The sequence below is a fragment of the Burkholderia lata genome (assembly GCF_902499335.1).
Taxonomy (GTDB): domain Bacteria; phylum Pseudomonadota; class Gammaproteobacteria; order Burkholderiales; family Burkholderiaceae; genus Burkholderia; species Burkholderia lata_B.
In genome coordinates this window covers 312,538-338,894 of record NZ_CABVQK010000003.1, presented here as the reverse complement: position 1 = coordinate 338,894, position 26,357 = coordinate 312,538, and the positions used below count along the sequence as shown (strand labels likewise).

At 65.4% G+C, this 26,357-nt stretch carries 23 protein-coding genes and 2 pseudogenes; 15 read left to right on the top strand and 10 right to left on the bottom strand.

Going from position 1 to position 26,357, the window contains the following annotated elements; genetic code table 11:
* Nucleotides 1-446: 446 nt before the first annotated feature.
* Nucleotides 447-1,367: an AraC family transcriptional regulator gene (locus BCO18175_RS09260; RefSeq protein ID WP_174980330.1), complete on the bottom strand. Its 921-nt coding sequence runs from the start codon at nt 1,365-1,367 to the stop codon at nt 447-449.
* Nucleotides 1,368-1,506: 139 nt separating this feature from the next.
* On the opposite strand from BCO18175_RS09260, the gene BCO18175_RS09255 reads away from it, so the two are divergent.
* The 7 genes from BCO18175_RS09255 (at nt 1,507) to BCO18175_RS09225 (ending at nt 9,567) form a co-directional block, all read left to right on the top strand.
* A complete protein-coding gene (locus tag BCO18175_RS09255; protein ID WP_174980329.1) occupies nt 1,507-2,472 on the top strand; it encodes an SDR family NAD(P)-dependent oxidoreductase in 966 nt (321 codons plus the stop codon).
* A 357-nt stretch (nt 2,473-2,829) separates the two neighbouring features.
* Nucleotides 2,830-4,071 carry a DKNYY domain-containing protein gene (locus BCO18175_RS09250; protein WP_174980328.1) on the top strand — a complete coding sequence of 414 codons (1,242 nt, stop codon included), beginning with the start codon at nt 2,830-2,832 and terminating at the stop codon, nt 4,069-4,071.
* Between the two features lie 171 nt (nt 4,072-4,242).
* Nucleotides 4,243-5,172, top strand: coding sequence for a TauD/TfdA dioxygenase family protein (locus BCO18175_RS09245; protein WP_174980327.1), 930 nt, complete (start codon nt 4,243-4,245; stop codon nt 5,170-5,172).
* A gap of 46 nt (nt 5,173-5,218) precedes the next feature.
* A complete protein-coding gene (locus BCO18175_RS09240) occupies nt 5,219-6,250 on the top strand; it encodes an ABC transporter substrate-binding protein (protein ID WP_174980326.1) in 1,032 nt (343 codons plus the stop codon).
* Between the two features lie 67 nt (nt 6,251-6,317).
* Nucleotides 6,318-7,298, top strand: coding sequence for an ABC transporter ATP-binding protein (locus BCO18175_RS09235; protein ID WP_174980325.1), 981 nt, complete (start codon nt 6,318-6,320; stop codon nt 7,296-7,298).
* Nucleotides 7,295-8,182, top strand: a complete 888-nt coding sequence (locus BCO18175_RS09230; RefSeq protein ID WP_174980324.1) for an ABC transporter permease — start codon at nt 7,295-7,297, stop codon at nt 8,180-8,182. The genes BCO18175_RS09235 and BCO18175_RS09230 overlap by 4 nt, the downstream gene beginning before the upstream one ends.
* Nucleotides 8,183-8,349: 167 nt before the next feature.
* Nucleotides 8,350-9,567 carry an acyl-CoA dehydrogenase family protein gene (locus BCO18175_RS09225; protein WP_174980323.1) on the top strand — a complete coding sequence of 406 codons (1,218 nt, stop codon included), beginning with the start codon at nt 8,350-8,352 and terminating at the stop codon, nt 9,565-9,567.
* A gap of 56 nt (nt 9,568-9,623) precedes the next feature.
* On the opposite strand, the gene BCO18175_RS09220 is transcribed toward BCO18175_RS09225, so the two are convergent.
* From BCO18175_RS09220 to BCO18175_RS09205, 4 genes are all read right to left on the bottom strand, one after another.
* Nucleotides 9,624-10,811, bottom strand: coding sequence for an LLM class flavin-dependent oxidoreductase (locus BCO18175_RS09220; protein ID WP_174980322.1), 1,188 nt, complete (start codon nt 10,809-10,811; stop codon nt 9,624-9,626).
* A 76-nt stretch (nt 10,812-10,887) separates the two neighbouring features.
* Nucleotides 10,888-11,412: a c-type cytochrome gene (locus tag BCO18175_RS09215; protein ID WP_174980321.1), complete on the bottom strand. Its 525-nt coding sequence runs from the start codon at nt 11,410-11,412 to the stop codon at nt 10,888-10,890.
* On the bottom strand, nt 11,405-12,679 hold the full coding sequence (soxC, locus tag BCO18175_RS09210) for a sulfite dehydrogenase (RefSeq protein ID WP_174980320.1): 1,275 nt from the start codon (nt 12,677-12,679) through the stop codon (nt 11,405-11,407). The genes BCO18175_RS09215 and soxC overlap by 8 nt, the downstream gene beginning before the upstream one ends.
* Before the next feature lie 132 nt (nt 12,680-12,811).
* Nucleotides 12,812-13,996, bottom strand: coding sequence for a porin (locus BCO18175_RS09205; RefSeq protein ID WP_174966820.1), 1,185 nt, complete (start codon nt 13,994-13,996; stop codon nt 12,812-12,814).
* On the opposite strand from BCO18175_RS09205, the gene BCO18175_RS09200 reads away from it, so the two are divergent.
* The 3 genes from BCO18175_RS09200 (at nt 13,995) to BCO18175_RS09190 (ending at nt 15,875) form a co-directional block, all read left to right on the top strand.
* On the top strand, nt 13,995-14,360 hold the full coding sequence (locus BCO18175_RS09200; RefSeq protein WP_174980319.1) for a hypothetical protein: 366 nt from the start codon (nt 13,995-13,997) through the stop codon (nt 14,358-14,360). The two genes, BCO18175_RS09205 and BCO18175_RS09200, sit on opposite strands and share 2 nt — an antisense overlap.
* Before the next feature lie 122 nt (nt 14,361-14,482).
* Complete coding sequence (locus BCO18175_RS09195) at nt 14,483-14,827, top strand: DUF3088 domain-containing protein (protein WP_174980318.1); 345 nt, start codon at nt 14,483-14,485, stop codon at nt 14,825-14,827.
* A 46-nt stretch (nt 14,828-14,873) separates the two neighbouring features.
* On the top strand, nt 14,874-15,875 hold the full coding sequence (locus tag BCO18175_RS09190; protein WP_174980317.1) for an ABC transporter substrate-binding protein: 1,002 nt from the start codon (nt 14,874-14,876) through the stop codon (nt 15,873-15,875).
* A 134-nt stretch (nt 15,876-16,009) separates the two neighbouring features.
* On the opposite strand, the gene BCO18175_RS09185 is transcribed toward BCO18175_RS09190, so the two are convergent.
* Nucleotides 16,010-16,483 (bottom strand): hypothetical protein, encoded by a 474-nt coding sequence (locus tag BCO18175_RS09185; RefSeq protein ID WP_254608008.1) that lies wholly within the window; start codon nt 16,481-16,483, stop codon nt 16,010-16,012.
* 345 nt (nt 16,484-16,828) lie between these two features.
* Here BCO18175_RS09185 and BCO18175_RS09180 point away from each other — a divergent pair, with 345 nt between their 5' ends.
* The 5 genes and pseudogenes from BCO18175_RS09180 to BCO18175_RS09160 form a co-directional block, all read left to right on the top strand.
* Nucleotides 16,829-18,103 (top strand): hypothetical protein, encoded by a 1,275-nt coding sequence (locus BCO18175_RS09180; RefSeq protein ID WP_174980316.1) that lies wholly within the window; start codon nt 16,829-16,831, stop codon nt 18,101-18,103.
* A gap of 369 nt (nt 18,104-18,472) precedes the next feature.
* Nucleotides 18,473-18,658, top strand: a pseudogene (locus tag BCO18175_RS09175) (phage late control D family protein); the annotation flags it as partial.
* 213 nt (nt 18,659-18,871) lie between these two features.
* Nucleotides 18,872-19,891 carry an acyltransferase family protein gene (locus tag BCO18175_RS09170; RefSeq protein ID WP_174980315.1) on the top strand — a complete coding sequence of 340 codons (1,020 nt, stop codon included), beginning with the start codon at nt 18,872-18,874 and terminating at the stop codon, nt 19,889-19,891.
* A 43-nt stretch (nt 19,892-19,934) separates the two neighbouring features.
* A complete protein-coding gene (locus tag BCO18175_RS09165; protein WP_174980314.1) occupies nt 19,935-20,633 on the top strand; it encodes a hypothetical protein in 699 nt (232 codons plus the stop codon).
* Nucleotides 20,634-20,715: 82 nt separating this feature from the next.
* Nucleotides 20,716-20,847 (top strand): annotated as a pseudogene (locus tag BCO18175_RS09160) (transposase); the annotation flags it as partial.
* Nucleotides 20,848-21,069: 222 nt separating this feature from the next.
* Here BCO18175_RS09160 and fabI read toward each other — a convergent pair.
* Genes fabI through BCO18175_RS09140 form a run of 4 tightly spaced genes read right to left on the bottom strand, consistent with a single transcriptional unit; the run spans nt 21,070 to nt 26,239 of the window.
* Entirely contained in the window at nt 21,070-21,831 is a 762-nt protein-coding gene (fabI, locus tag BCO18175_RS09155) for an enoyl-ACP reductase FabI (RefSeq protein ID WP_217481832.1), read from the bottom strand.
* Nucleotides 21,832-21,839: 8 nt separating this feature from the next.
* Nucleotides 21,840-23,030, bottom strand: a complete 1,191-nt coding sequence (locus BCO18175_RS09150; protein WP_174980312.1) for an acetate/propionate family kinase — start codon at nt 23,028-23,030, stop codon at nt 21,840-21,842.
* Nucleotides 23,027-24,430 (bottom strand): bifunctional enoyl-CoA hydratase/phosphate acetyltransferase, encoded by a 1,404-nt coding sequence (locus BCO18175_RS09145; protein ID WP_174980311.1) that lies wholly within the window; start codon nt 24,428-24,430, stop codon nt 23,027-23,029. Before BCO18175_RS09145 ends, BCO18175_RS09150 begins: the two co-directional genes overlap by 4 nt.
* Nucleotides 24,431-24,439: 9 nt before the next feature.
* Entirely contained in the window at nt 24,440-26,239 is a 1,800-nt protein-coding gene (locus BCO18175_RS09140; protein WP_174980310.1) for a PHA/PHB synthase family protein, read from the bottom strand.
* Nucleotides 26,240-26,357: the final 118 nt, after the last annotated feature.

Below are 26,357 nucleotides of genomic sequence, written 5' to 3'. Positions count from 1 at the left end.
TTTGTTCCAATAGCGCCATATTCCGAGGGCCGCCCCTTTTTCAATTAGACGGCACATCCGCTCAGTGCAGACCGTTGACCAACGGTCTGCACCGTCTCTCAATATCGATCGATTTTCGATCTGATGTTGTCATCAAGCTTCACGAAAGCCGCAGCGACAAACGATCCGTCAATTTCCGGCTGGCGCGTTGAAGCTCGTTTTCACGGCGCGTCGACGTCGATGTCATGTTGCGGGCTCCGCCGAGATAATTTCCTTTATTGGTTTGAGATCGTTGGCCGCATTGCGTCCGCCGGGTGCGAAATGCATTGAAATGGACGCCCTCAGACGCTCAACGCCATTGATACGTGCCGGAATGCGACAATCGAACCGAAATCGAGAGCCTCGCGGTGATCGTCGCGAAACGCGGGATCGGCATGCATCCGACCGAGAGGTATCTTAACGGCCTGCTAACCGCCCGACTCGCTCGCGATGTCATGGCGATAGGCGCGGGGAGAGCAACCCGCGATGCGCTTGAACGCATGCCCGAACGCGCTATCCGAGTCGTAGCCGAGCATCTGCGCGATCGCCGATATCGATGCGTTCGAGCGCCGCAGTTCCCGCATTGCAAGCTGGACGCGCCAGCGCAGTACGTACTCGAGCGGCCCGAATCCCAGCCGTCGCTTGAAATGCAGCGCGAACGTCGAACGTGATACGTGGCAACAGGTCGCGAGTTCGTCGACCGTCCAGCGTCGCGCGGGCTCCGCATGAATGGCGACCAGTGCGGTGCTCACCCGGGAGTCCGCGAACCCGGCAAGCCAGCCGACATCGCTGTTCGCGCCGTCGTCCACGTAGCGCCGCAGGATCTCGACCAGCATCATGTGGCCGAGATGCCGAACCATCAACGACGCCCCCGGCGACGGCTTGCCGAATTCATGCGCGAGCCGCTGCAGCGCCCAGCGCAACACCGCCGCCTGCTCGGAGTCGCCGCTCACGACGACCACGGGCGGCAGGCTGCCCAGCAGCAGCGGCATGCCTTCCTCGTACGAGAAGCGGCCACCGATCAGAAAGCAATTTACCGGCTCGCCATAGTGCGCGATACCGCGTTCGACGTTCCGGTACACGTCGGCGGCAGGCACCGGCGTGACCGATGGATCGCTCGCCAGCGAAAATGCCCGCGGCGATGCGAGCAGGAAGCAGTCTCCCGTGCGCAGCTGGATCGGCGGTCCGGCGCCGTCGACGGTCAGCCAGCAACTTCCTTCGACAACCGCATTGAACTTGATGCCCTCAGGCGGCGGAATGGCAACCGCCCACTCGCCGCCTGCTCTCACGCCGGTGAAATACGAGTTGCGCGTTTCCAGCAGCGACAGCACTTCCGATAGGGGATCCACGTGCAAGCTCCGGACGATCTCGACGAAAAGCCGGATTCTATTGCATTCACAGTCCGGGGGCATCGCCGGAGAATGACCTCGTGCAGTGACGCGGCCGACAGGCGGGCGCGTGCTTCACGCATCGTTCCAGGAGCCTTCAATGACGAGCAGGCAACACCCCCTTCATTCCGGATTCGGCGCCGCATCGACGGCAAGCGACGTACTGGCCGGTCTCGACCTGCGTGGCAAGACCGCCATCGTCACGGGCGGCCATTCGGGTCTCGGCCTGGAAACGACGCGCGCGCTGGCGCAGGCCGGTGCGACCGTCGTCGTCGGGGCACGGAGCGCCGATGCCGCGCGCGAAGCAACGCGCGGCATCGGCGGTGTGGAGATTGCGGCGCTCGACCTCGCCGATCTCGCGAGCGTGGCCGCATTCGCGGCGCGATTCGTCGATGCGCGCCGCGACGTGGATATCGTCATCAACAGCGCGGGCATCATGGCGTGCCCCGAGACGCGCGTCGGCGACGGCCGGGAAGCGCAGATGGCCGTCAATCATCTCGGTCATTACGCGCTCGTCAACGGGCTGTGGCCCGTGCTCGCGCATGGCGGCGGTGCCCGCGTGGTCTCGGTGTCGTCGCTCGGGCACCGGCTGTCACCGATTCGCTGGGATGACGTCCAGTTCGCGCATGGCTACGACAAATGGCTCGCGTACGGGCAGTCGAAGACCGCCAACGCGCTGTTCGCGGTGCAGCTCGATGCGCTCGGCGCCCCGTTCGGTGTCCGCGCCTGTTCGCTGCATCCGGGCAAGATCGCGACGCCGCTGCAGCGTCATCTGACACGTGAAGAGATGATGGCGCAGGGCTGGGTGGACGAGCACGGCGTGCCAATCGATCCAACTTTCAAGACACCTGCACAGGGCGCGGCAACCCAGGTGTGGGCGGCAACGTCGCCGCGCCTTGCCGGGATCGGCGGTGTTTACTGCGAGGATTGCGACGTCGCGGAGCTCACGCAGGGAAACGAGGAATCGGGCGTGAGGCCGCATGCGATCGATCCGGAGGAGGCTGCGCGTCTGTGGGCGTGGTCCGCGGAGCTGACCGGAATCGATGCTTTTGCGGCGCACCGCTGACGCCCGAGCGGTCACATCGGAATGTACGGGCACCGGCGGAGGCAGGGGCATGCGGCCGGAGCGGCAGCTTTCGGCCCGCAGGCCGCGCGATACGGCTCGACCGGAATCCGGATGCACCGAGGCGCCCAGGTTGTCGCCCGCAACCTGACAACGCCAATTCTGCAAGCCGGTACCGTCGACTCACGATTCGTCTCCGGTCCCGGGTGGGCTCGAAGCCGCGCATGACGGACATCGCCGGCTGGCCGGTGCGGCACGCGAATGTCCCGAAGGGGGCCGGGTCGGCGCAGGTCGACATGGTTAGAATGACCGCCGCACCTCCGTTCATTCCGTGGCCCGTCACCGGGCCGGCACGAGCCCATGACCTTACAAGAACTCGAGAAACTGATGCGACGCCTGTTCGAGGATGAGAGCCTCGACATCGTCGGCGACACCGGCTACAGCCTTTCCTTCCTCGTGCCCGGCAAGGTCCGGGACGTCAAGGCCGCGCTGCAGGCGCGCACCGACCCGGCCGGATGGGACGGCGAGGCGGTGCACTGGTTCTACCGGTGCGACGACGAGGACTGGGCGCTGTACCTGCGCTCGGTCCCGCATGCGGTGTACTGCATCGCGTCCGTGCAGTCGCTGCATGCGCGCCACATGCAACAGGTTGAGGAGGCGTCGAAGGTCACGCCGGAACAGCAGGCAATCTACGACGCGGAGGAGGCGCAGCGCCGCGAGGAGGCGGAAGCGCGGCGCCGGCGCGATACGCGCAACGAGCCGCTCGCGCCGCTCGGCGGGCCGTTTCATAGCGATGGCGAACGTGTCTGGGCGCGCACCGGCAGCGGGCATCAGTATCGCGCGCTCAACAATTTCGATCTCGGCAGCTTCCGGCACCTGGTCGACAACTTTGCCGTCGATGCATCGGGGCTGCGCTACTACGCGGCCGGCGCCGCGTTCAGCTACGACTACGCAGGCGAAGGGCTCATTGCCGACGGCGACGCCGCCACGCTGGAATCCGTGGGCGGCGACTGGTATCGCGATGCACGGCAGGCTTACCACTTCGAGCGCGACCTTTACGATCCCGATCGCGGCCAGTGCCATCTGACCGTCGTCAAGGCCGACGTGGCCAGCCTGACGCATATCGGCGGCGCGTACGCGCGGGATGCGAAGCACCTGTTCTGCGCGGGCGTGCGCAAGCGCGGCATCGACGATCCGGCCGGCGTGGTCAGCCTCGGGTACCGGTATGCGCGGCTCGGCGCGCAGATTCTTTACGATGGCAAGGTCGTGGACAAGCCCGGGCGTGTCGATGTCGAGACCGCGCGCGGCGTCTTTCACGACATGCTGATCGACGCTGATGGCCACGTGCTGTGGGGGAAGAACTACCGCAAGCCGTTGCCGGGAATCGATGCCCGAAGCCTGCGCTTCCTGAACTGGGCCTTCGCGGTCGACGATCAGCGCGTGTACTACCGGACCAACACGAACCTGGCCGTGTGCAAGGGCATCGACCGCGCGAGCGTGGAAGTCGTGCCGCCGCTACGCATCCGCGACAAGAACGGGCTGATCGACATCCGGTATCCGGAAGGCGCCGTGCACGTACCCGATCCGTCGACGGAGTCGTGACGGCCGCCGCGATCGGCCGTTTTCGCATGTGGCGCTGTCGCCCGCTGCCGCGCCGTATGCGGGAGCAGCGATCTTTATCAGCGCAGCAGATAAACGTATCGGAATCGCTTCGTTGACGCCGTCCGGCGCGCACTCGTAGATTCGCGTTTTGACCGAATCAGGGGCCGTACCGTGACGACTACCGCCATCCGCGACGCTGCATCGCTTACCGCCGGGCATCCGCCCGCATCGCGGCCGCGCGTCGCGGCGCAGCACTTCGACATCGTGCCGTTCGATGCGCCGCTCGGCGCCGAAGTGGTCGGCCTCGACCTGTCGCAACCGCTCGACGCCGGCGACTTCGCGCGCATTCATCGCGCGCATCTCGACCATCACGTGCTGGTGTTTCGCGACCAGCGCATCACGCCGGACGAGCACATCGCGTTCAGCCGCCGCTTCGGCCCGCTGCAGATCCACGTGCTGCACCAGTTCGCGCTTGCCGGCCATCCGGAGGTGCTGATCGTGTCGAACGTCGTCGAGAACGGCAAGCCGATCGGGCTCGGCGACGCAGGCCATTTCTGGCACTCCGACCTGTCGTACAAGGAGAAGCCGAGCCTCGGCTCGCTGCTGCATGCGCAGGAGCTGCCGGCCGAAGGCGGCGACACGCTGTTCGCGAACATGCATCTCGCATGGGACACGCTGCCGGCCCATCTGCGCCGTGCGGTAGAAGGGCGGCGCGCCGAGCATACGTATCTCGCACGCTATGCGGAGCTACAGGCGCGCAATCCGTGGCGGCCGAACCTGTCTCCCGAGCAGATCGCGCAGGTTGCCGCGGTCGTGCATCCGGTCGTGCGCACGCACCCGGAAACGGGCCGCAAGGCGCTGTTCGTCAGCGAGCATTTCACGACGCGCATCGTCGGCTTGCCCGACGACGAAAGCCGCGCGCTGCTCGATGAGCTGTTCGCGCACAGCGTGCGTGTCGAGCACCTGTACCGGCACCAGTGGCGCGAGCACGATCTCGTGTTCTGGGACAACCGTTCGCTGATGCATCTCGCCGCCGGCACGCCCGACCACCTGCGCCGCAAGCTGTACCGCACGACGATCGAAGGCGACGCGCCTTTCTGAGCCGCGTACCGCGTCAATCTTCCGCCCCATCCTGACCGGAGTTCCGATGTCGTTTTCATTTTTGCCGGCGCGTCGCGCGCTGGCGGCCACGCTTACCGCCGCGCTCGCCTTCGCCGGCGCACTCGCCCCGCAAGGCGCGCACGCGGAAGGCCGCATCCGCATCGCCGAGCAGTTCGGCGTCGTCTACCTGATGCTGAACGTTGCGCGCGACCAGCAGTTGATCGAAAAGGAAGGCCGCAAGGCCGGCGTCGACATCAAGGTCGACTGGGTGCGGCTGTCGGGCGGCGCGGCCGTGAACGACGCGCTGTTGTCCGGCGCGGTGGATATCGCGGGCGCGGGCGTCGGGCCGCTGCTGACCGTGTGGGATCGCACGCGCGGCCGGCAGAACGTGAAGGGCGTGGCGTCGCTCGGCAATTTCCCGTACTACCTCGTCAGCAGCAACCCGAACGTGAAGACGATCGCCGACCTGAGCGCGAAGGACCGCATCGCGGTGCCGGCGGTCGGTGTGTCGGTGCAGTCGCGCGTGCTTCAGTACGCGGCCGCGAAGCAGTGGGGCGACAAGCAGTTCGACAAGCTCGACGCGCTCACGCAGGCGATTCCGCATCCGGACGCAACGGCTGCCATTCTGGCGAACAGCAGCGTGATTACCGGCCACTTCGGCAATCCGCCGTTCCAGGAGCAGGAACTCGCCGGCAATCCGAATGCGCACATCGTGCTGAATTCCTATGACGTGCTCGGCGGCCCGAGCTCTGCGACGGTGTTGTATGCCACCGAGAAATTCCGCGACGACAACCCGAAGACCTATCGTGCATTCGTTGCCGCGCTGGCCGATGCCGCGCGGCAGATCGCGGCCGATCCCGAGCGCGCGGCCGATACCTATATCCGCGTGAACGCATCGAAGATCGATCGCGCGCTGCTGCTGAAGATCCTGCGCAATCCGCAGGTGCAATTCAAGACCACGCCGCAGAACACGCTCGCACTCGCGCAGTTCATGCATCGCACCGGCGCGATCCGCAACGAACCGAAGTCGTGGCGCGACTACTTCTTCGACGATCCCGCGACCGCCGGCGGCAGTTGAGCAGCGCCGCCGCTTCGACGCCGCGATCGACGCTTATGCGTCGGCGCGGTTTCGATATGTGGAATCGATGGTTGGTCGGCACGGAGTCCGGCCGCATGCTGATGCTTTACCCGCAAGAGATTCAATCGTGAACGCCACTTCTCCCCGAACCTGGCTGCAGCCGTATGCGGCACGCGGCGGCGCGTCGCCTGCCGCGCCCGACACACGTGCGGCCGGTCGGTCCGCTGCGGCTGCCGCGCAGGCCGGCGCGCACAGCGAACGCCTGCTGGCCATCGACCATGTCAGCCTCGAATACCGCAGCGGCGCGCGGATCGTGCGCGCCACCCACCGGGTGAGCTTCGACGTGTATGGCAGCGATCGCTTCGTGCTGCTCGGCCCGTCGGGGTGCGGGAAGTCGACGCTGCTGAAGGCGATTGCCGGTTTCATCGAGCCCGTATCGGGTTCGATCGCGCTCGACGGTCAGCCGGTACGCGGGCCGGGGCCCGACCGCGTCGTGGTGTTCCAGGAATTCGACCAGTTGCCGCCATGGAAGACGGTCGTCGAGAACGTCGCGTTTCCGTTGCGTGCCGCCGCGAAGCTGTCGCGTGCCGAAGCACGGGAGCGTGCGCTGCATTATCTCGACAAGGTCGGGCTGGGCGCGTTCGCCGACGCCTATCCGCACACGCTGTCGGGCGGCATGAAGCAGCGTGTCGCGATCGCACGCGCACTGGCGATGCAGCCGCGCGTGCTGCTGATGGACGAACCGTTCGCCGCGCTCGACGCGCTGACGCGCCGCAAGATGCAGGAGGAACTGCTGCGCCTGTGGGACGAGTTCCGCTTCACGCTGCTGTTCGTCACGCATTCGATCGAGGAAGCGCTCGTCGTCGGCAACCGCATCCTGCTGCTGTCGCCGCATCCGGGCCGCGTGCGTGCGGAACTCAACAGCCACGAGCATTCGCTCGACAACGTCGATACCGGCGACTTCCGCGACAACGTCGCGCGGATCCATCGCCTGCTGTTCGATACCGACATGACCAGCGCCCCGACGACGGAGGAAGTCGCATCATGAGCACGATCGATCCGGCATTGCCGCCGCTACCGCCCGTGCGCGCCGAATACGAACGCACGCTCGACACGCTGCCCGACGCCGAACGTGCGGTGCCGGACCCGCTGTGGCGTCGCGTCGTCGGCGCGGGATGGTTTCGGCGCAGCGTCATCGCGCTTGTGCTGATTGCCGCATGGGAGATCGTCGCACGCATCGTCGCGAACGATCTGCTCGTGCCGACCTTCGGCGCGACGCTGGCCGCGTTCGTGCAGGGCATCGAGTCGGGCGAACTGCTGGTGAAGACGGGCATCTCGCTGTCGGTGTTGCTGCGCGGCTACGCGCTGGGCGTGTTCTTCGCATTTGCGCTGACATCGCTCGCGGTATCGACGCGCATCGGCCGCGACCTGCTGGCGATGCTGACGTCGATGTTCAATCCGCTGCCGTCGATCGCGTTGCTGCCGATCGCGCTGCTGTGGTTCGGGCTCGGCACCGGCAGCTTGCTGTTCGTGCTCGTGCATGCGGTGCTGTGGCCGCTCGCGCTCAGCATGTATACGGGCTTCGCCGGCGTGCCGGCCACGCTGAAGATGGCGGGGCGCAACTACGGCCTCACGGGCCTGCGCCAGATCGCGCTGATTCTCGTGCCGGCCGCGCTGCCGTCGATCCTGTCGGGCCTGCGCGTCGGCTGGGCATTTGCATGGCGCACGCTGATCGCGGCCGAGCTGGTATTCGGCGCGAGCGCGGGCCAGGGCGGGCTCGGCTGGTACATCTTCCAGAACCGCAACGAGCTGTATACGGATCGCGTGTTCGCGGGCCTCGCGGCCGTCATCGTGATCGGCCTGCTCGTCGAGAACCTCGTGTTCGACACGCTCGAACGCGTGACCGTGCGGCGCTGGGGCATCCAGCACTGATGTAACCGCACGCGGCGATTCCCGGCGCATGCATAACGTAAGCTGAAATCGGCTTTTCGCGCGCGCCAAGTGCGTCCCTATACTTTGCGATGCTGCGCATGCGGCGGTTCGCGAATGCCGCGATCGCGAGACGCAGCGCCCGATCTTCTCGAACAAGGACCTGCCGAATGACTGCCCGTGATGCCGTCGATCCGCGCGACGCGTTGCGCGACGCGCTTGCCGCGCTGCCCGATCTCGCGAACGCGATCGGGCAGGATGCTGCGCAACGCGAAGCGCGTCGCGAACTGCCGTTCGAGGGCTTCGCAGTCTTCCGTCGCTCGGCGCTGGGCGTGCTGCGGATTCCGGTAGAACGTGGCGGCCTCGGCGGCACGCTGGTCGACCTGTTCGACACGATCGTGACGCTGGCCGCCGCCGATTCGAATCTCGCGCACGCGCTGCGGATCCACTACGACCAGATCGAAACGCTGCGGCTGTCGCCGCGCACGCCGTTCAACGACGTGCAGCTCGAGCGCGCGCTGGCCGGCGCGATCTTCGGCGGCGCGTCGACCGAGCGTGGCACGTCGCGGCCCGGCGAGAACACCACCGTGCTGCGCCGGGACGGCGACCACTATCGCGTGACGGGCCGCAAATATTATTCGACCGGCACCGCGTTTGCCGATTTCGCGCGCATCAACGTGGAGAACGAGGAGGGTGACGCAGTCGCCGTGATCATTCCCGTCGCGCGCGACGGCGTGCAGGTGCTCGACGACTGGGACGGCATGGGCCAGCGCATGACCGCGAGCGGCAGCCTGCTGCTCGACGACGTGCAGGTGTTCGCGGATGAAGTAGCGGCGCGCGACGGCTCGACGCTCGTCGGCCGCCATTGCGGCGCGCTGCGGCAGCTGCATCTCGTCGCGACGGGCGCGGGCATCGTGCGCAACGTGGTTGCCGATGCGCGCCACTACGTGCTCGCGCACGGCCGCCCGGTGCTGCACAGTCCGGCGCCGACCGCGCGCGACGATCATTTCATCCAGCAGATCGTCGGCGAGCTGTCCGCGCACAGTCATGCAATCGATGCGCTCGTCCGCGAAAACGCGCGGGCGCTCGACCGTTCCGCCGACGCGATCGAAGCCGGCGATGCCGATGCGCATGCACTGGTGCTCGACAGCGCGCTCGCAACCGCACGCACGCAGCTCATCGTCAGCAAGCTGGCGCTGCATGCGGCGGAGCGGCTGTTCGAAGTCGGCGGCGCGTCGGCGACGGCGCGCGAACACAACCTCGACCGGCACTGGCGCAACCTGCGCACGCTCTTCAGCCACAACCCGTTGCTACACAAGGCGCGCGTGATCGGCGACTACGAACTGAACGGCGTGACGACGCACCTGACCGAAGGCCGCGTGTTCTGACCCGGACGTGGCGAAACGGCGCGTGATGCAGCACACGCCGCATCCGCTGCCTGACGTCAGCGCCGCAAGCCGGCGTCGCGCAGCAGCGGCAGCACACGCTCGCCGAAGAAGTCGAGATCGGGCTTGAAGTCGTAGAAGCTCAGCTGGATGCCGTCGATGCCCGCGCGGTGCAACCGCACGATCGTATCGGCGACTTCTTCGGGCGAGCCCGTGATCGAGATATTGCCGCCTATCGCGCGCGCGGCCGCCTGCGAGCGCTGGTCGAAGCCGCCGCGCCACGCATGCGCATCGCTGTCGAAGCGATGAAAGCTGCCTTCATCCGCATGGGCGACGATGGCGTCGCGGTACGCACGCGCTTCGGCCGCCGTTTCGCGGCAGATCACGAGCGGGTTGAGCAGCGTGCGAATCGCCCGGCCGCGCGCCGCGGCAGCCGCCTTCACACGCGCGGTATGCGCGGGCAGTGCATCGATCGCGCGTTCGGCGTCGGGGCCGGCCGGGCTCGTGACGAAAACGATGTCCGAATAGCGTGCCGCGAAGTCGATGCCCGCATCGGAGCCCGTCGCGTTGATCAGCAGCGGGCGGCCGTAGCGCGGCTTCGGCGTCACGAATGCGCCGCCCAGCCGCCAGCTCGACAGCGCCGGCGTGTAGCTGAAATTGTCCGGTTGCACCCACAACTGCTGGACCGCATCGAGGAACTCGGCGGCCATTTCGTAGCGCCGGTCGTGTTCGATCCGGTTCCAGCCGAACATCTCGTGCTCGATCGCGCGGTGGCCGGTCACGACATTGATGCCCCAGCGTCCGCGCGAGATGTGATCGAGCGTCGCGGTGAACTTCGCGAAATGCAGCGGATGCCATGGCCCGTAGAGCACGTGGCTCGTCGCGACGAGGATGATCCGTTCGGTACGCGCGGTCAACGCGGCCAGCGTCATGAACGAGTCGAGCGCGTGGCCGTCGAACACGCCGCCGTAACCGCCTTTCGGCAGCCACTGCGACAGCGCGAACACGAGATCGAAGCCGAGCGCCTCCGCGCGCGCGACCAGGTCGGCGTTGTAGTCGAAGGTCCAGTCGGTCGTGCGCGGCAGCGTCGACGCACTCCAGCCGCCGGCCTGGATCGGCAGGAACAGCCCGAGCATCAGCGGCTGCGCGAGGGCGCGCGACACCGGGCTGTCGGGGAAATCCGCCGGCGAGCGAACGTCGACGAACGGCGACGGCGCGACCGGAGCGGCGAGGGAGGTGTCGCTCATGATGGCTTCCTTGCGGGTTGGGCACGTACCGGGCGACAACGGCGTGCACGTGCGGCGGCGAGTGGATCGAGCAGTGTCATAGCGTGCCGGGCCTCGGATCGGGCACGAAACCTTCGCGGTTCGGCATCCGCACGCGTGGCAGCGTGCTCGAGTCGAGCCGTGCATCGCCGGGCACGATGCCGTTCAGATGGAGGACATACGCGGTGACCGCATAGACTTCGTCCGTGCTCAGCGATTGCGGTGCGTTGTACGGCATCGCGCGGCGGATGTAGTCGAACAGCGTCGTCGCGTACGGCCAGTAGCTGCCGACCGTCTTTTTCGGCTTGGCGCTCGCGAGCGAGCCGATGCCGCCGACGAGCGGATCGCCGACGCCGCCTTCGCCGCCGGCGCCGTGGCACATCGCGCATTTGTCCGCGAACACGTGAGCGCCGCGCGCGACCGTGCCCGCGCCGGACGGCAGGCCGCTGCCGTCGGGCGCGACGTCGATGTCCCACGCAGCGAGCGCGGCACGGTCGACCGGCTGGCCGAGACCGTAGCCCGCGCCGAACGCGCTCGGGACGAGCACGGATGCGGCGAGCAGGCAGGCAAGCAGTTTACGCATTGCGCACCTCGCCGTTCGCCCCGACGCGCCAGTTCTGGATGCCGTTGTAGTGGTACTGCGAGTTGACGCCGCGCACGGCGACGAGCGCCTCGCGGGTTGGCTGCACATAGCCGGTGTCGTCGGTGGCGCGGCTTTGCAGGTCGGCCGGCTCGCCGTTCCAGATCCAGTCGGCTTCGAAGCGCGTCAGCGCGCGATCACGCACGTCGCCCGCGAGTCGCGCGGGCCGCCACGTGCGGCCGCCGTCGGTCGAGACGTCGACCGCGCGAATCCGGCCGCGTCCCGACCACGCGTAGCCGCTGATCGGGTGATAGCCGTGCGCGACGAGCCGATGGCCGGCCGACGGCCGCGTGATGACCGACTTCGCATCCATCTCGAACACGAACTGGCGTGCGCAGCCGCCAGGCAGCAGGTTCGTGTATTTCGACGTTTCCTCGCGCGTCATCTCCGGCGCGTGCACCAGCTTCAGCCGCCGCAGCCACTTGATGTTCGTGTTGCCTTCGAAACCCGGCACGATCAGTCGCACCGGATAGCCGTTCTCGGGGCGCAGCCGTTCGCCGTTCTGCGCATAGACGACGAGCGCGCGCTCCAGGATCCGGTCGAGCGGCAGGCTGCGCGTCATCGCCGCGCCGTCGGCGCCTTCGGCGAGCAGCCAGCGCGCATCCGGATCGACGCCGGTTTCGTCGAGCAGCGTCGACAGCCGGACGCCCGTCCATTCGCAGCACGACAGCAGCCCGTGCGTGAACTGGACGGGCTGGCCGCTCGGGCCGTTCCATTCGCTGCCGGTGTTGCCCGAGCATTCGAGGAAGTGGATCCGCGATTCGGACGGAAAGCGCAGCAGGTCGTCGATCGTGAACACGCGCGGCTCGCGCACGAGGCCGTGCACGACGACGCGATGACGCTGCGCATCGATCTCGGGCACGCCCGCGTGATGACGCTCATAGACGAGGCCGTTCGGCGTGATGTCGCCGAACAGGTCGGCGAGCGGCGTCATCGATGAGCCGGAGCCGGGCAATGCCGGCGTACGGGCGCTGCGGCGGATCACGTCGCGTTCGTGCGGCCCCGGCGTGCCGTAGGGTGGCGACAGTAGCGGTGAGCCTGGTTCGCGTGTCCATTGAGGCACGTCGAGCGGAGAGAGCGGGGTGAGCGGCTGGCTCGCCAGCGCGCCGCCGGCAGGCAGCATCGCTGCCGCCCATCCGCCGGCGAGCTGGCGCAGTGCGGCGCGCCGGCCGCTGCGCGGTGGACGGGGCGGGAAACGGGAGTCGGTCATGGTCGAACGCGAATCGCGCGCCGGGCAGCGCGCGGGGAAACGCACATTCTCGGCAACCGGGCACGGCGCGGCAAACAACGATTCCCGCTTTGCTTATCGCGCCGTGCTGGGCCGCGCCCGATGCGCGTGCCGTCAGAACTTCACGCGTAGCCCGGTGACGAACGCGACCTGGCGGTTCGTCGACGACGCGCTGCCGATGTTCGAGATCGCTGCGATCTTGCGATAGCCGCCCGACGTTGCCGTGCTCGCGTCGCCGGCTGCGAGCTGGTAGATGCCGGACAGGTAGATATCGGTGCGTTTCGACAGCGCGTAGTCGAACCCGAGCGTGAACTGGTGCCAGCGCGGCTTCAGCGTCTGGCCGCTGGTGCCCGGCAGGCCGCTCGCGCGCCCGTCGGTGAACGTGTAGACACCGATCAGCGTGGCCGCCGGCGTGATCTGGTAACGAGCGTTCACGTCGTAGTTGTTGAACTTGCGCGACGAGCCGTCGAGGTAGTCGAGCTGCGTGTGGCTCCACGCGAAGCCGAGCGTCGCACGGCCGAGTGCGTAGTTCGCGCCCACCGCGCCGATCTGCTGCTTGAGCACGCCGCCGTTCAGCCCGTAGAAGAACGCACCGCTGTAGTCGTTGCCGGTGGTCGAGGTCGCGCCGCCCACCGCGCCGCTCGTATTCGACGTCGCATTCGGATGATTGAACCGCACATAGCCGGCGCCCACCGACAACGGTCCGTTCACGTAGTTCGCCGACGCGCCCCATGCGTTGTTGTTCGAGAAACCCGTGCCCGCGCCGCCGTTGGCCTGGTTGCTGAATGCGTAGAGCAGGTCGGCCGTGAAGCCCGCGATCGTGTCGCTGCGGAACTTCACAGCGTTGTTCAGCCGGAAGCTCTGGTTCATGTTGTCGTTGTCGCCCACGTGCGTGGCCGGCGACCAGAAGCCGGACCCCGAGTACTGTGCGACGAGGTCGGTGATCGGTTCGTACTGGCGGCCGAAGGTCAGCGTGCCGAGTCCCTTGCTGGCGAGGCCCACGTACGCGGAGCGGCCGAACAGGCGGCCGCCCTGGCCGAGCCCGCCATCGCTCGGCCGGAACCCGCTTTCGAGCGTGAAGACCGCCTGCAGGCCGCCGCCGAGATCTTCCACGCCTTTCAGGCCCCAGCGGCTGCCGCTCAGCTTGCCGCTCGTCTGCTGGATGTTGCTCGCGCCCCCCTGATTGTTCGTATAGGCGAAACCGGCATCGACGACGCCGTACAACGTGACCGAACTCTGCGCATGCGCGCTGACCGAACCGATCGAAACCAAACCCAGGACTACCGATTTTTTGATCATGACTATCCTCTGTTTTTATGGGTACATCTGCGAGGATCACGATGCTATTGACGACGGTCGTGCCGGCGAACGGTCGATCCGTGGTTTGCAAATCGCGGCGCGGCCGATTTGCAATGTGCGTTGCCGCAAGCCCGGCATGTGCGTCACGATCGCGTCCGGTACCTATGCTGCGGCGAACACATCGTGCGAACCGCGAACGTCGAGGACCGGAAACGCGCGCGGGCCGTCATATCGATCGATGAAATCGTTCGATGTGCGCAACACATGCGGCCAGGCACGCGATGTTTTTACGCAACGCCCGCTGTGCGGCGGGCGGCCGATGCGCTACGTGCGCCCGCATATCGATTCCGCAAAACGTTGGTAGGGCCGTGCGACGCGTGACGGTAGAGTCGGGCATCCGGCCTCGGGCCGGCATCCTCCGGGAGCAACAGGGCGCGCAAGCGCGCGTTCATCCCGGCTGAACAACGAACGCGGGAGCCGTTTGACATGAGTCGCGATGTGCTGTTTCTGCTGGAACCGGGCTTTGCCGATCCGAAGCATCCGGGCCAGCGCTTCGTCTGTCCGCATGGACTGTCGATCGAGGGGCTGCTGGCGAGCGCGCCCGATCGTGCGGGTCGAATCGACGTGAAACGCGTCGGTTTCGAGCGGCCGCGGCACGCGGTGATCGACGCGCTCGATGATGCACACCAGGGGCTGCCGGTCCTCGTGCTCGGCCGCGACCAGCCGGCGCCGGACGACGCGCAGACGCTCGGCGGCGTGCGTTTCGTCACCGACGCGCGCCGCATCCTCGAACTGCTGGCCGAGCGCCACGGATTTCCGGTGCTGCATTGACGCGGCGGTTTTCCCTTTCCATTTGATCGACCGACAGGAGCAACCGATGTCGTCAATTTCGGCGGCACGCCGCCGTTTGCTGGTTGCCGGCGCCGCGGCCGTGGCGGCGCCATGGGCCGCGAAGGCCGCATTCGCGGCGCCCGCCGCCGTCAACGCCGATCTCGCCGGCACCACGTTGCGCGTCGCGACCTACAAGGGCGGCTGGCGCGCGCTGTTGCAGGCGGCCGGGCTTGCGGACACGCCATACCGGATCGACTGGCGCGAGCTGAACAACGGCGTGCTGCACATCGAGGCACTCAATGCGGATGCGCTGGACATCGGTTCGGGCAGCGAAATTCCGGCCGTGTTCGCCGCGCGCCAGAAGGCCAACGTGCGGCTCATCACGCGCGTGCGCGAAGACCTGAACAACCAGGTGACGCTCGCGCGCAAGGATACGTCGATCCGCAGCATTGCGGACCTGAAGGGCAAGCGGGTCGGGTACGTGCGTGCGACGACGTCGCACTACTTCCTGTATCGCCAGCTCACGGAGGCTGGCCTGGGTTTCGACGACATCCAGCCGATCAACCTGTCGCCGACCGATGGCCTGTCCGCGTACGACCGCGGCGACATCGACGCATGGGCAATCTACGGCTATAACGGCCAGCTGGCGCGTAATCGCTACGGTGCACGCGTGCTGAAGACGGGGAAGGGTTATCTGTCGGGCAATTTTCCGGTCTATGCGAACCCGCGCACGCTCGACGATGCGCACCGTCGTGCGGCGACGGGCGATCTGCTGCTGCGGTTTCGACGCGCGTATGCATGGGCGAATGGACATTTCAGCGACTATGCGCTGGTGCAGAACCGCGAAACGCGTGTGCCGGTTGCCGATCTCGTCGCGATGTTCGACCAGCGCAGCGAAGACTACGCGCTGCTGCCGGTGACGCCCGACGTGGTGGCGCAGCATCAGCAGGTTGCGGACGTGTTCGCGCGGATCGGTGTGCTGGACGGGCCGGCCAACGTTGCGCCGCTCTGGGATACGTCGTTCAACGCGCTGGTGGCGGCGACGTGATCGGGGGCAGCGAGAAGATCCCCACGTGAGCGGGGGATTCAGGGCACGCGTACTTGTTGAAAGCGCTGCTTTCCCCGCGTGAGCGAGGCTTCACGTCCATCGTGGGCCTCGTCGAAAGATCTTGCGTGACCGGGTCAGGCGAACGTCGTCGCGACCATGATGCCGAACACGACGCCGATCGCAATCCCGCAGAGCCGGCCGTAAATCGATGCGCGCACATTGTCATCGAGCACGAACGGCGAGCGTTTGTGCTTCCATACCGTGCTGAATGCCACCGGGCGGGTCAGCAGCGCGAGGCATGCGATCAGCACCGGCGTTGCGATGAGCATCGCGATGCGTTGGCCGTTCCAGTCGACGCCGTGCATCGCCAGCGAAACGATCGCGGCAAGCGGCACCTCGACGCACAGGCCCAGCAACGAACCGTTGACGAAGGAATCTCCGGGGGACTGAAACATGATCGTTCCTAGCGTTCGGATGAAATCGGCGCCCGGTTCGAGCTCCCGAAAATAAAAAGACATGGCCGTTGTCCAAGGTCGGTCGACCGCGTTCGACATCAGCCAGGATGACGGGCGGATAGTACGGCAAATCCTTGACCCGTTGGCGGTCATTCAAGCTATTTAACAAATGCTTCGGGTAACGGCGCATTTTTATGCTGCATCGGGATATCGAGCCGTGACCGGAAGGGGGGATGTGACGTCGACCAACAGGCTGGCCGGCATCCGATCGGCTCGTGTACGACTCGGCCCGGGTTCGCCTGCCGGAATTCGTTGGATTACAATCGGGCGTCGATTTCTCTGCGAACGGATGCGCTGACACGAAGGCAGTTGCATGGATTCTTCGTGTAATCGCATGGCGGAAATCGACCTCCGATTGCTTCCCGATCATCGGCTTCGCGCGTAAAAAGCTGCAGTTGAAACTAGGCGAAACGCGGACTACCCATTCATCCCACACGCATGAACACGCCCGATAACAACGAGACCAACCGCAGCCATCTCGTCGCCTTCGCGATCGACGACAACAGGCAAGCCTGGTACGAGATGGTCATTCCGTTCATCGTGTCGCTGCGCGCGACGGACTACCGCGGGCGCATCGGCGTCATCGGTTATGGCTTGTCTGAAGAAAAGCGCCAGCGGCTGCGTGACAACGGCATAGAGGTCTACGTAGGGGCAGGCGTCGGCGACCTTGCCTGGGATCGCTACATCTCCGCAGCCGCGGTCTTCGACACCGATCCGGAATTGCAGACGCTCGCCCTCTACGATGCCGATATCTGGTTCCCCGGGCCGCAGTTCGATATCTTCGACGTCGTGCCGGGCGACGATTGCCTTCACGTCGCCCCAGACGCCCATTTCTGCGCATTCGTGATGTCCCCGATCATCGGTGAACGGAGGGACGCGCTGATCCGCCAGTGCGTCCAGGACGTGCTCGATCAGGTCGGGCATCCGCTTCAGGCCGGGCTCGTCGTGGGCGGCCGCGCGCCTTGGGCGCGGTTTGGACAATATGTCCGCGAGCAGGCAGGGCGAGTCGGTCAGGACTTTGCCGCGATCCACGGGCTCGATACGACATTCCTGCATCTGTGGGGCGGCCTTGGGCAGGTACGACTTGTCGGCTGCGAACAGAATTTCGTCACGAAATGGGGGCTTCACGAGCGGCACGATTTCGATGCGGTCCGGATCCTGCTCGAGCATCGGGGTAAACCGATCCGTGGCCTGCACATGACGGGCGACGTGCGTTTCCTGAATCACTGGCGATATCTGGCTCGCGATGTCGAGCATGCGATTGCGCACGGGCAGGCGCTCGCGCTGGCATCCGAACCGGGCAGGCGGGAACAGCCGGCCGACCTCGACACGCTTCAGCTCGAACGCCTTGCCGCCAGCGGGTTGTCGTTCGTTGCCGCGCACGAGGACGTGCTGCCGAACGTCCCGCGTCTTGCCGCGGGAACGTCGTTCCGAAACCCGCAGGGCAGTGCGCTCAATGCCTGGGCGTCGCACCGGATCGAATTCGAGGTGACGCGCGAACGCATGGTGCTGGACGTGTCGTTGTCCTACCTGAGCGGCCAGCCGTCGGCACCCAGCGCCCGACTGGCGCGCAACGGCGAAAGCGTGTCGCTGCAGGCGCCTCACAAACTCAGCGTCGCGACGCAACAGGGCGACCGGATCGCACTGAGCGCGCTCACGTTACCGGGCCAGGTGTGCCATACCGCTTGGGATATCGTCGTCCGGCATGGGTGACGTCGTGGCAACCGGGCGTGCAGTGGGCCGGCGCGCGCCGGCCCGGGTTCGTCAGGCAGCGAAGGTCCGGCGCGGGTAGTCGGGGGCAGGCGATCGATGTCGTGGCCGGAACATCGCAGCGGGCTTTTCGGCGCGGGCCGGAGCCATCGCATCATCCGGTAACGCACGTCGGCCACACGCCCCAGTCCGTCCCGCGGCGCATCAACGGGATGTTGCGAATGTCCCGCAACCCGTCGCGAATCTCATGCACATGGAAATGCTTGCTGGCGCGTTGGTTCAATTCAGCGAGCGCTCGTGCGGCTTGCCCCGCATGACGGGGTTTGTCTCGAGGCGGTTATCAGGCGGCGGCTACGTTCTATAGTTGACGCAATGCCCGTGACCGTGGCGGGCTTCAAACCGGATATCGACGAGACGCCGTGGCTCGTGAAGCAGGTCATGCACACGATTTCCGGCGATGCTGGCTTCACGTCTGCGCTCGAACAGGAAGTGCGCGACGATCCGACGACGGATCGACATCGATCACATTTCCGGAAACGAAGCCAATCAGAAACCTGAAGACGATGCAGGGACACCGCGTTGTTCAGTTCGGCCGTCCTAAGGGCAGTCTTAGCCTCGCGGCTTTAGAGCCCAGCTCAAAGCCGATACTTGATGCCGGTATCGACGATACCGGCATCAAAGTGCGCTCAGGATAGGGCAAAGCCCTGCAGTCCACCTACTCACTATTTAACATTGATGCCATACTGTGGCTTGCAATCCGATGGCATTGATATGAAACACACGAACAACTTCGATTTTTTGAGATTATTTGCGGCATTCATGGTGCTGTACTCCCATCAGCACGCCTTGCTGGGCCTGTCAGAACCAGGGTTAGGAAATCAGTTTACGCTCGGGTCAATTGGTGTCGGGATTTTCTTCGCCATTAGCGGTTATCTCGTAATGCAGAGTTGGGAACGAGATCCGCACATCCTTCGCTTCGCGATAAAACGCTTCCTAAGAATTTGGCCGGGATTGTTCGTCGCCACAATTATCGCAGCTTTTGTTTTGGGGGCGCTTGTTTCGCGATTGTCAGTTGCGGATTATTTTCAGCACCCGTCAACATGGCGCTACTTGAACAATCTTCGCTTGAAGATGTCATTCGAATTGCCCGGAGTCTTTGAAAACAATCCGTATCCTAATGCCGTCAATGGATCGATATGGACGATCCCGCTCGAAGTCCGCTGGTACCTGTATCTTCTCATAGGAGGCGTGCTAACACTGATGCGCAGGCGCTGGATCGTACTCGCTTCCGCAATCCTACTTTCTGCCCATTACTTCGCCGTATATGATGCCGAAAATAATCCTGACGTGGCTTACAGCACGGAATTCGGTCTCTATTTTTGCGTTGGGGCACTGATGTGGCTCTACCGCGACAAATGGATAATGCGACGTCACACATGGGCCATACTGGCCATGCTTACTGGCGCACAGGCATGTTTTTTCGGTCAGACGCGCTTGGGCTTATTGCTGCTCATTGGCCCGCTCGTCGTGATTATTGGCGAAGCGTCTACGGCGTATCTTCGTCGCTTTGGCCGATTCGGTGATCTTTCTTACGGCGTCTACATCTATGCATTCATCGTGCAACAGACCCTTGCCTCGAGTTTTGGCTACAGCCTGTCATTCGTCGCTCATCTTGCATTGACAAGCGTGATTACGCTCGTATGTGCATGGCTGTCATGGCATCTGATCGAGAAACGTGCACTGTTGCTTAAGAACGGCATTCCAACGTTTCAGCGAGTAGCTGCGCTCTGAACAATTTGCTTCTATCACGGATTTTTTGTACTGACCTCTTCGAGTGCAATATTTTCCGTTTTCTGAGGATGCCCTCAATAGAAAAGCCCGCTTTTGCGGGCTTTTCTGTTTCGCGACGACGGATAACCCGTTTAAATCGGTGATGCGAAAAAATCGCGCCGACGGACTTGTCGCGGATGTGCGAAAGTTTCATGCCAGGGGTGACCTTGATTTCAGTGCAATTCCCCGGTTAGAGCGATCTAGGCTGCCCGCGGGGTTGCGGCATGACCCCAATAAATATTTGTTTAAGATCAAATGGTTGCTGTCTGGGTGCCAAGTGGGTTGCGCTCTTGTGCCTGGCGCGCGCAAAGCAGCGCTACAACCCGTTCAGCCATTGCGGCTGGGCGGCAATCGCCAGCCGGCCTCTCGGGACACGCCCGGGCTGGTCTATCTTGGCGGGCATTTCGTTGAAGACAAGCTGGACCTCTACCGCAGCGAGATGCGGGAGCGCATCGGCTGGTGTTTTGTGCCGCCGCAAATTCTCTACCAGCTGACGGCGATGATGACGCATCCAGCCGACAAACCGGCCGGCCGAACTCACTGGCCCCGGCTTGATGCCCGGTTCCTAGGTGTCACTGTCGGATGTAATTTCCCCGGAGGGGGCGGCATAAACCAGTCCAAGATTTTTGCCGTACCCATTGTGGGTCAGATTTCTGTCGGCGTTGACACATGGCCTCTGGAATGCTCATCCCGCCTCGACTAATCCATTCGTAGAGGGGCGTACACAGAGCATCCTGTTCTTCGCGGATGGTGCGTGTCGGAGGGGGACGCGATGGCACCTGGCACCACTCAACACCAGCGTCGTCGAAGGGTTCAACGATCCCATCGAGGTCATCAAGCGTCGGGCTTACGGGTATCGCGACGAGGATTACTTCTTCCTCAAAATCCGCGCCGCGTTCCACGGTATCCCGCGATGAACCGGATTAATGGACACCATTAGCTGAATTAGAGAACCTTAACATCTACAGGGCCGATTGCGACGCGATGGGTGGACTGATCGGCTTTTTTTCGAGATTTGCCGAGCTCGTGCATCGTACGGCCCGAGTGGATCGGTCCCTTGCTCCGCGGATCATTCAGATATCCGCGTTTCGGTCGTGGATCATTCCGTCAGAATTGCGCCGACCGACTTCCATGTCCGTTCATGCCACAACATGAAATCCTCCGTCGACATATACCGTCGACCCCGTTAACGCCATCCCGGCATCGCTTGCCAGCAACGCTGCGACACGTCCGACGTCATGGGTCGATACGAGTTGATGCGCCGGCGTGCGGGCGCGCACATCGTCGAGCAACCGATCGAAATCGTCGATGCCGGACGCGGCTCGCGTTTTCAGCGCGCCCGCGGAGATCGCGTGTACATGAATCCGCTGTTCGGCGAGATCGGCCGCGAGGTAACGAACGCTGGATTCCAGTGCAGCCTTCACGGGCCCCATGACGTTATAGTGGGCGACTGCGCGCTCGGCACCGTAGAAACTGACGGTTGTCAGGCTGCCGCCGTCTTTCATGAGCGCCAGCGCCAGCTTGCTCGCGCGCAAGAAGGAATGGCACGACACATCCATCGCCAGAGCGAATCCTTCCGCGGAACAATCGACGAGCGGCACGTGCAATGCGCCGCTCGACGCGAACGCAATCGAGTGAAGGACGAAATCGAGTTGTCCCCACTGCGTTTCGATTGCGCGGAATACCTGTTCGAGCTGTCCGGGGCGCGTGACATCGCACGGCAGGATCAACGGCGCGGCCAGGGATTCGGCGATCGGTCGGACGAACGGCTCGGCGCGTTCGTTCAGATAGGTCACGGCAATCCGCGCGCCGGCGGCGACGTAGTTTTTCGCGCATCCTGTCGCGATGCTGTTTTCATTCGCGATGCCGATCACCAGCCCGCGTTTGCCGGATAGATCGATGATCGGGCTCATGTCGCGGCTCCGGCATGCAGGATGGCGAGCGTCTCTTCGGCGATGACCTGTTCTTCGTCGGTTGGCAGGACCAGCAGCGCCGCGCGGCTGGCGCGGCCGTGAATCTCGGCGGCATTGGCGCGATTCGCGTCGATGTCGACCGCGACGCCGAGCCAGCCCAGCCATTGGCAGATGGCGGCGCGCACGCCGGGCTGGTGCTCGCCGATTCCTGCGGTGAACACGATCGCATCCAGTCCGCCGAGCGTGGTGGCCAACCGCGCGATCTCGCCAGCGATGCGGAATGCGAACAGATCCAGCGCCTCCCGCGCGGCAGGCGCGGGATTGTCCACCAGCACCCGGCTGTCCGCACTGATGCCCGATACGCCCAGCAGACCGGACTGGTGATATAGGATCGTCTCGACCTCATCGACCGTGTATTTCTCCTGCTTCTGCAGATGCAGCACGACACCGGCATCGAGCGCGCCGCAGCGCGTCGCCATCGGAATGCCGTCGAGGGTCGAAAATCCCATGCTGGTGTCCCGGCTCACGCCGGCATCGAGCGCGCACAGGCTCGCGCCGCTGCCCAGGTGCGCGGCGATCACCTTGCCTTGCGCCAGCCGTGGATAGGACGCGGCCAGCCGCGTTGCGATGAACCGGTACGACAGGCCGTGGAAGCCGTAACGCTTGACGCCCGCGTCATACAGCGCACGCGGAATCGCGAAGCGCCGCACCAGGGCGGCCTGGCTGCGATGGAAGGCCGTGTCGAACGACGCGCACTGGCGCAACTGCGGGCGCAGATGGCGAATCGCCCGGATCAGCCGCAAAGCCTGCGGCTGATGCAACGGGGCGAGCGGAACCAGCGCCTCGATCGCCTGCAGCGTGCGCGCATCGATCTCGGCCGGGCCGGAAAACGCATCGCCGCCATGCACGACGCGATGCCCGACCGACGCCAACCGATGCATCGACAGGTGACCGGAGATCCAGTCGAGCGCCTCGTCGAGCACGCCGTGCAGATCGTCCGTTGCCGCCACGCCGAGCGGAATCGCGAGCTGGCCGTCGGGGCCGGTGAATTCGAGCTGCAGCTGCGCGTGCCCGAAGTCGATCCGGCTGCGCCCGAGATGAACCGGCACATTACCGTCGATACCGAACAGGCCGATCTTGAGCGTCGATGAGCCGGCATTGAAGGTCATCAGCAAGGGCAGGCTCATTGAATGCTCCCGCGTTCGGCAGTACGTTCGGCCACCAGCTTGGCGAGCGCGGCCGACGCGATCCGCACTCGCAGGCTGTCCGAACGGCTCGTCAGGATGATCGGCAGGCGGGCGCCCAACACCAGTCCGGCGCCGTCCGCGCCGGCGAAGTACATCAGTTGCTTGGCCAGCATGTTGCCTGCTTCCAGATCGGGCACGAGCAGGATGTCGGCGCGGCCGGCGACCGGCGAACGGATGCCTTTCGATTGCGCGGCGGCGGCGCTGATCGCATTGTCGAATGCCAGCGGGCCGTCGACGATCGCGCCGCTGATCTGGCCGCGCGCGGCCATCATGGTGAGCGCGGCGGCGTCGAGCGTGGCGGGCATTCTGGCATTGACGGTTTCGACCGCCGCGAGCACGGCGACGTGCGGCTGCTCGACGCCCAGCAGACGCAGCAGATCGATCGCGTTCTGGCAGATATCGCGCTTCTGGTCGAGCGACGGTGCGATGTTGATCGCGGCGTCGGTGATGATGAGCGGTTTCGGATAGGCGGGGATGTCCATCGCATAGACATGGCTGATGCGCCGGTCGGTGCGCAGTCCCGAGGTCGGGGCCACGACGGCGGCCAGCAGTTCGTCCGTATGAAGGCTGCCTTTCATGAGCGCGGCGACCTTGCCCGCCGCACCCAGTTCGACCGCGCGCGCCGCCGCGGCGTGGCTATGCTCGACCGGCTCGATATCGATGCCCGCGAGACTGATCTGGGCCGTGTCGGCCGCCGCGCGGATCCTGGCCTCGGGGCCGATCAGCAGCGGATCGAGCAGGTTGGCGTCGCGCGCGTCGAGCGCGGCGCGCAACGCGTCGGGCGAGCACGGATGGGCGATCGCGGTGCGCAGCGGCGGCTGGGCGCGCGCGTCGCGGATAAAGGCTTCATAACGATCGTGATGGCGCACCGACACGTCAGGCCGGGGCGTGCGTTCGACCGTGAGCGGTTGGTCCGGTGCGATCACCGTCGCCGTGCCCATCAACACGATCTGCCCGGCCTGGTTGGCGCAGCGTGTGTCGAGCAGCACGATGCGCTTGTCGGGACGCTTTTCCTTCACGGTCACGGTCGCGGTGATCGTGTCGCCCGGCGCGACCGGGTGGCGAAATTCGAGTGTCTGGTCCAGATAGATCGTGCCCGGTCCGGGCAACTGCGTGCCGAGTACGGCGGATACCAGCGCGCCGGTCCACATGCCATGCACCACGATGTGGCCGAACAGGTCGTGCGCGGCGAAGGCCGCATCGACATGCGCCGGATTCACGTCGCCGGACAGCGCGGCGAACAGATCGATGTCGTCCCGGGACGCGGTGCGCGTGAGCGACGCGCTATCGCCGATCGCGAGCGTGCCGAACGGGCGGTTCGTCAGGAGTTCCTGGTTCATGTCGGTCGCCTATTTCTGGAAGACGTAGGTGCCCGGCGCGTCGCCGAGCGCCTCGGCGTCCGGATCGCCCGCTCCGAGGGCCGGCGGCTGCACGCGCTGGCCGTCCGAGTGTTCGGCGAGCCACAGGTGCCAGGCGGACCACCATGATCCCTCCTGCTCCGTCGCACGGTCCGCCCATTCGTCGGGCGACAGGTTCGGGTCCATCGCGCGCGTGGACTTGATCCGGTAGTGTCGGCCCCGATGCCCGGATTCGCTGACGATACCGGCGTTGTGCCCCCCCGTCGTCAGCACGAAGGTGACATCGGTGTCCGTCAGGTAATGGATCTTGTAGACGGAATGCCAGGGCGCGACGTGATCCTGCTCGGTGCCCACCGCGAACACCGGCATCCGGAGGTTGAGCAGCGACACCGTATGCCCGTCGACGACCAGGCGGTTGCACGCCAGATCGTTGTCGAGAAACAGCTTGCGCAGATATTCGGCATGCATCCGGTACGGCATCCGGGTCGCGTCGGCATTCCATGCCATCAGGTCGAATACCGGCGTGCGCTCGCCGAGCAGGTAGTCGTGCACGCCGCGCGACCAGATCAGGTCGTTCGATTGCAGCATCTGGAATGCCCCGCTCATCTGGCCGGCTTCCAGGCAGCCACGTTCCCACATCATGCTTTCGAGAAAATGGATCTCGCTGTCGTCGATGAAGAGCTGCAGCTCGCCGGGCTCGGTGAAATCCGTCTGCGCGGCAAGCATCGTCATCGTTGCCAGCCGGTCGTCGTGTGCGTTCGCCATCGCGGCCGCCGCGATCGACAGCAGCGTGCCGCCGAGGCAGTAGCCGGCCGCATGAACCCGGCGGCCCGGAACGATCGCCGATACCGCGTCCAGCGCGGCCATCACGCCGAGCCGGCGATAGTCGTCCATGCCCAGATCCCGGTCGTCCGCGTCGACGTTGCGCCACGAGATGCAGAACACCGTACGTCCCTGGCTGACCAGGTAGCGGATCAGCGAATTGTGCGGCGACAGGTCGAGGATGTAGTACTTCATGATCCAGGCCGGCACGATCAACACGGGTTCGGCGTCCACCTCGGCGGTCGCCGGCCGATACTGAATCAGTTCGATCAGGTGATTGCGGAACACGACGCGCCCGGGGGTTGCCGCGATGTCGATGCCGACCTTGAACGCGTCGACGCCGGCCGGCGGCTGCCGGGTCGCGATACGGGTCAGGTCGTCGAGCAGGTTGAACGCGCCTTGTGTGAGATTGGCGCCGAACGACGTGACGGTACGTTGCATGACCGCCGGGTTCGACCAGAGGTAATTCGCGGGAGCGAACGCGTCGAGCCATTGCCGCATGCAGAACGCGACGACCTCTTCATGGTGGCGCGAGGTGCCGGGTACGTCGCGGGTCGCGGCGCGCCACCAGTGCTCGGTCATCAGGAACGATTGCTGCCAGAAACGATAGGGTTCGATGTGCCACAGGGCATCGCTGAACCGCGTATCGCCTGCGCAGGGCTGGGCGAACGGTTCGGCGGCGGTCCCGGTTGCCGCCTGACCGGCATAGGCGAGGGCGAGGGCCCGGGCCGCTTCGCGCGCCGCGAGCGACGCCAGTTCGAGGCGTTTGCCGGGCGCGGCGGCCAGATGAATCAGCCAGTCCGAGAACGCGAGCTGAAGCGCGGCGGGGGACAGGCCGGCGGTCAGCCGCGCCAACGCGGCTTCCTTGGCGAAATCCAGCGCGCGGAACGGGTTGTCCGCCGGACGATCGGTTGGCGGCCATGCCCGGTGCGCGGGCGCGTCTTGCGGAGGTTGCCGCGGCGTATCCATCGGTTTTCCGTCGAAAGGGCTTGCTTGTGGGCCGCCACGAGAAGCGGGTGGCGGGCATGGAGCCGGCTCGCGGTTCCATGGAGGACTGCGCTGCGAACCACTCTAGCGTCGGCCGGGC

What these genes read in the sequence shown, in the direction of transcription:
- BCO18175_RS09255 (WP_174980329.1), top strand. Translation starts at nt 1,507, where the DNA reads ATGACGAGCAGGCAACACCCCCTTCATTCCGGATTCGGCGCCGCATCG.
- BCO18175_RS09250 (WP_174980328.1), top strand. Translation starts at nt 2,830, where the DNA reads ATGACCTTACAAGAACTCGAGAAACTGATGCGACGCCTGTTCGAGGAT.
- BCO18175_RS09240 (WP_174980326.1), top strand. Translation starts at nt 5,219, where the DNA reads ATGTCGTTTTCATTTTTGCCGGCGCGTCGCGCGCTGGCGGCCACGCTT.
- BCO18175_RS09235 (WP_174980325.1), top strand. Translation starts at nt 6,318, where the DNA reads ATGGTTGGTCGGCACGGAGTCCGGCCGCATGCTGATGCTTTACCCGCA.
- BCO18175_RS09230 (WP_174980324.1), top strand. Translation starts at nt 7,295, where the DNA reads ATGAGCACGATCGATCCGGCATTGCCGCCGCTACCGCCCGTGCGCGCC.
- BCO18175_RS09225 (WP_174980323.1), top strand. Translation starts at nt 8,350, where the DNA reads ATGACTGCCCGTGATGCCGTCGATCCGCGCGACGCGTTGCGCGACGCG.
- BCO18175_RS09220 (WP_174980322.1), bottom strand. Translation starts at nt 10,811, where the DNA reads ATGAGCGACACCTCCCTCGCCGCTCCGGTCGCGCCGTCGCCGTTCGTC.
- BCO18175_RS09215 (WP_174980321.1), bottom strand. Translation starts at nt 11,412, where the DNA reads ATGCGTAAACTGCTTGCCTGCCTGCTCGCCGCATCCGTGCTCGTCCCG.
- soxC (WP_174980320.1), bottom strand. Translation starts at nt 12,679, where the DNA reads ATGACCGACTCCCGTTTCCCGCCCCGTCCACCGCGCAGCGGCCGGCGC.
- BCO18175_RS09200 (WP_174980319.1), top strand. Translation starts at nt 13,995, where the DNA reads ATGACTATCCTCTGTTTTTATGGGTACATCTGCGAGGATCACGATGCT.
- BCO18175_RS09205 (WP_174966820.1), bottom strand. Translation starts at nt 13,996, where the DNA reads ATGATCAAAAAATCGGTAGTCCTGGGTTTGGTTTCGATCGGTTCGGTC.
- BCO18175_RS09195 (WP_174980318.1), top strand. Translation starts at nt 14,483, where the DNA reads ATGAGTCGCGATGTGCTGTTTCTGCTGGAACCGGGCTTTGCCGATCCG.
- BCO18175_RS09190 (WP_174980317.1), top strand. Translation starts at nt 14,874, where the DNA reads ATGTCGTCAATTTCGGCGGCACGCCGCCGTTTGCTGGTTGCCGGCGCC.
- BCO18175_RS09185 (WP_254608008.1), bottom strand. Translation starts at nt 16,483, where the DNA reads ATGACCGCCAACGGGTCAAGGATTTGCCGTACTATCCGCCCGTCATCC.
- BCO18175_RS09180 (WP_174980316.1), top strand. Translation starts at nt 16,829, where the DNA reads ATGAACACGCCCGATAACAACGAGACCAACCGCAGCCATCTCGTCGCC.
- BCO18175_RS09170 (WP_174980315.1), top strand. Translation starts at nt 18,872, where the DNA reads ATGAAACACACGAACAACTTCGATTTTTTGAGATTATTTGCGGCATTC.
- BCO18175_RS09150 (WP_174980312.1), bottom strand. Translation starts at nt 23,030, where the DNA reads ATGAGCCTGCCCTTGCTGATGACCTTCAATGCCGGCTCATCGACGCTC.
- BCO18175_RS09145 (WP_174980311.1), bottom strand. Translation starts at nt 24,430, where the DNA reads ATGAACCAGGAACTCCTGACGAACCGCCCGTTCGGCACGCTCGCGATC.
- BCO18175_RS09140 (WP_174980310.1), bottom strand. Translation starts at nt 26,239, where the DNA reads ATGGATACGCCGCGGCAACCTCCGCAAGACGCGCCCGCGCACCGGGCA.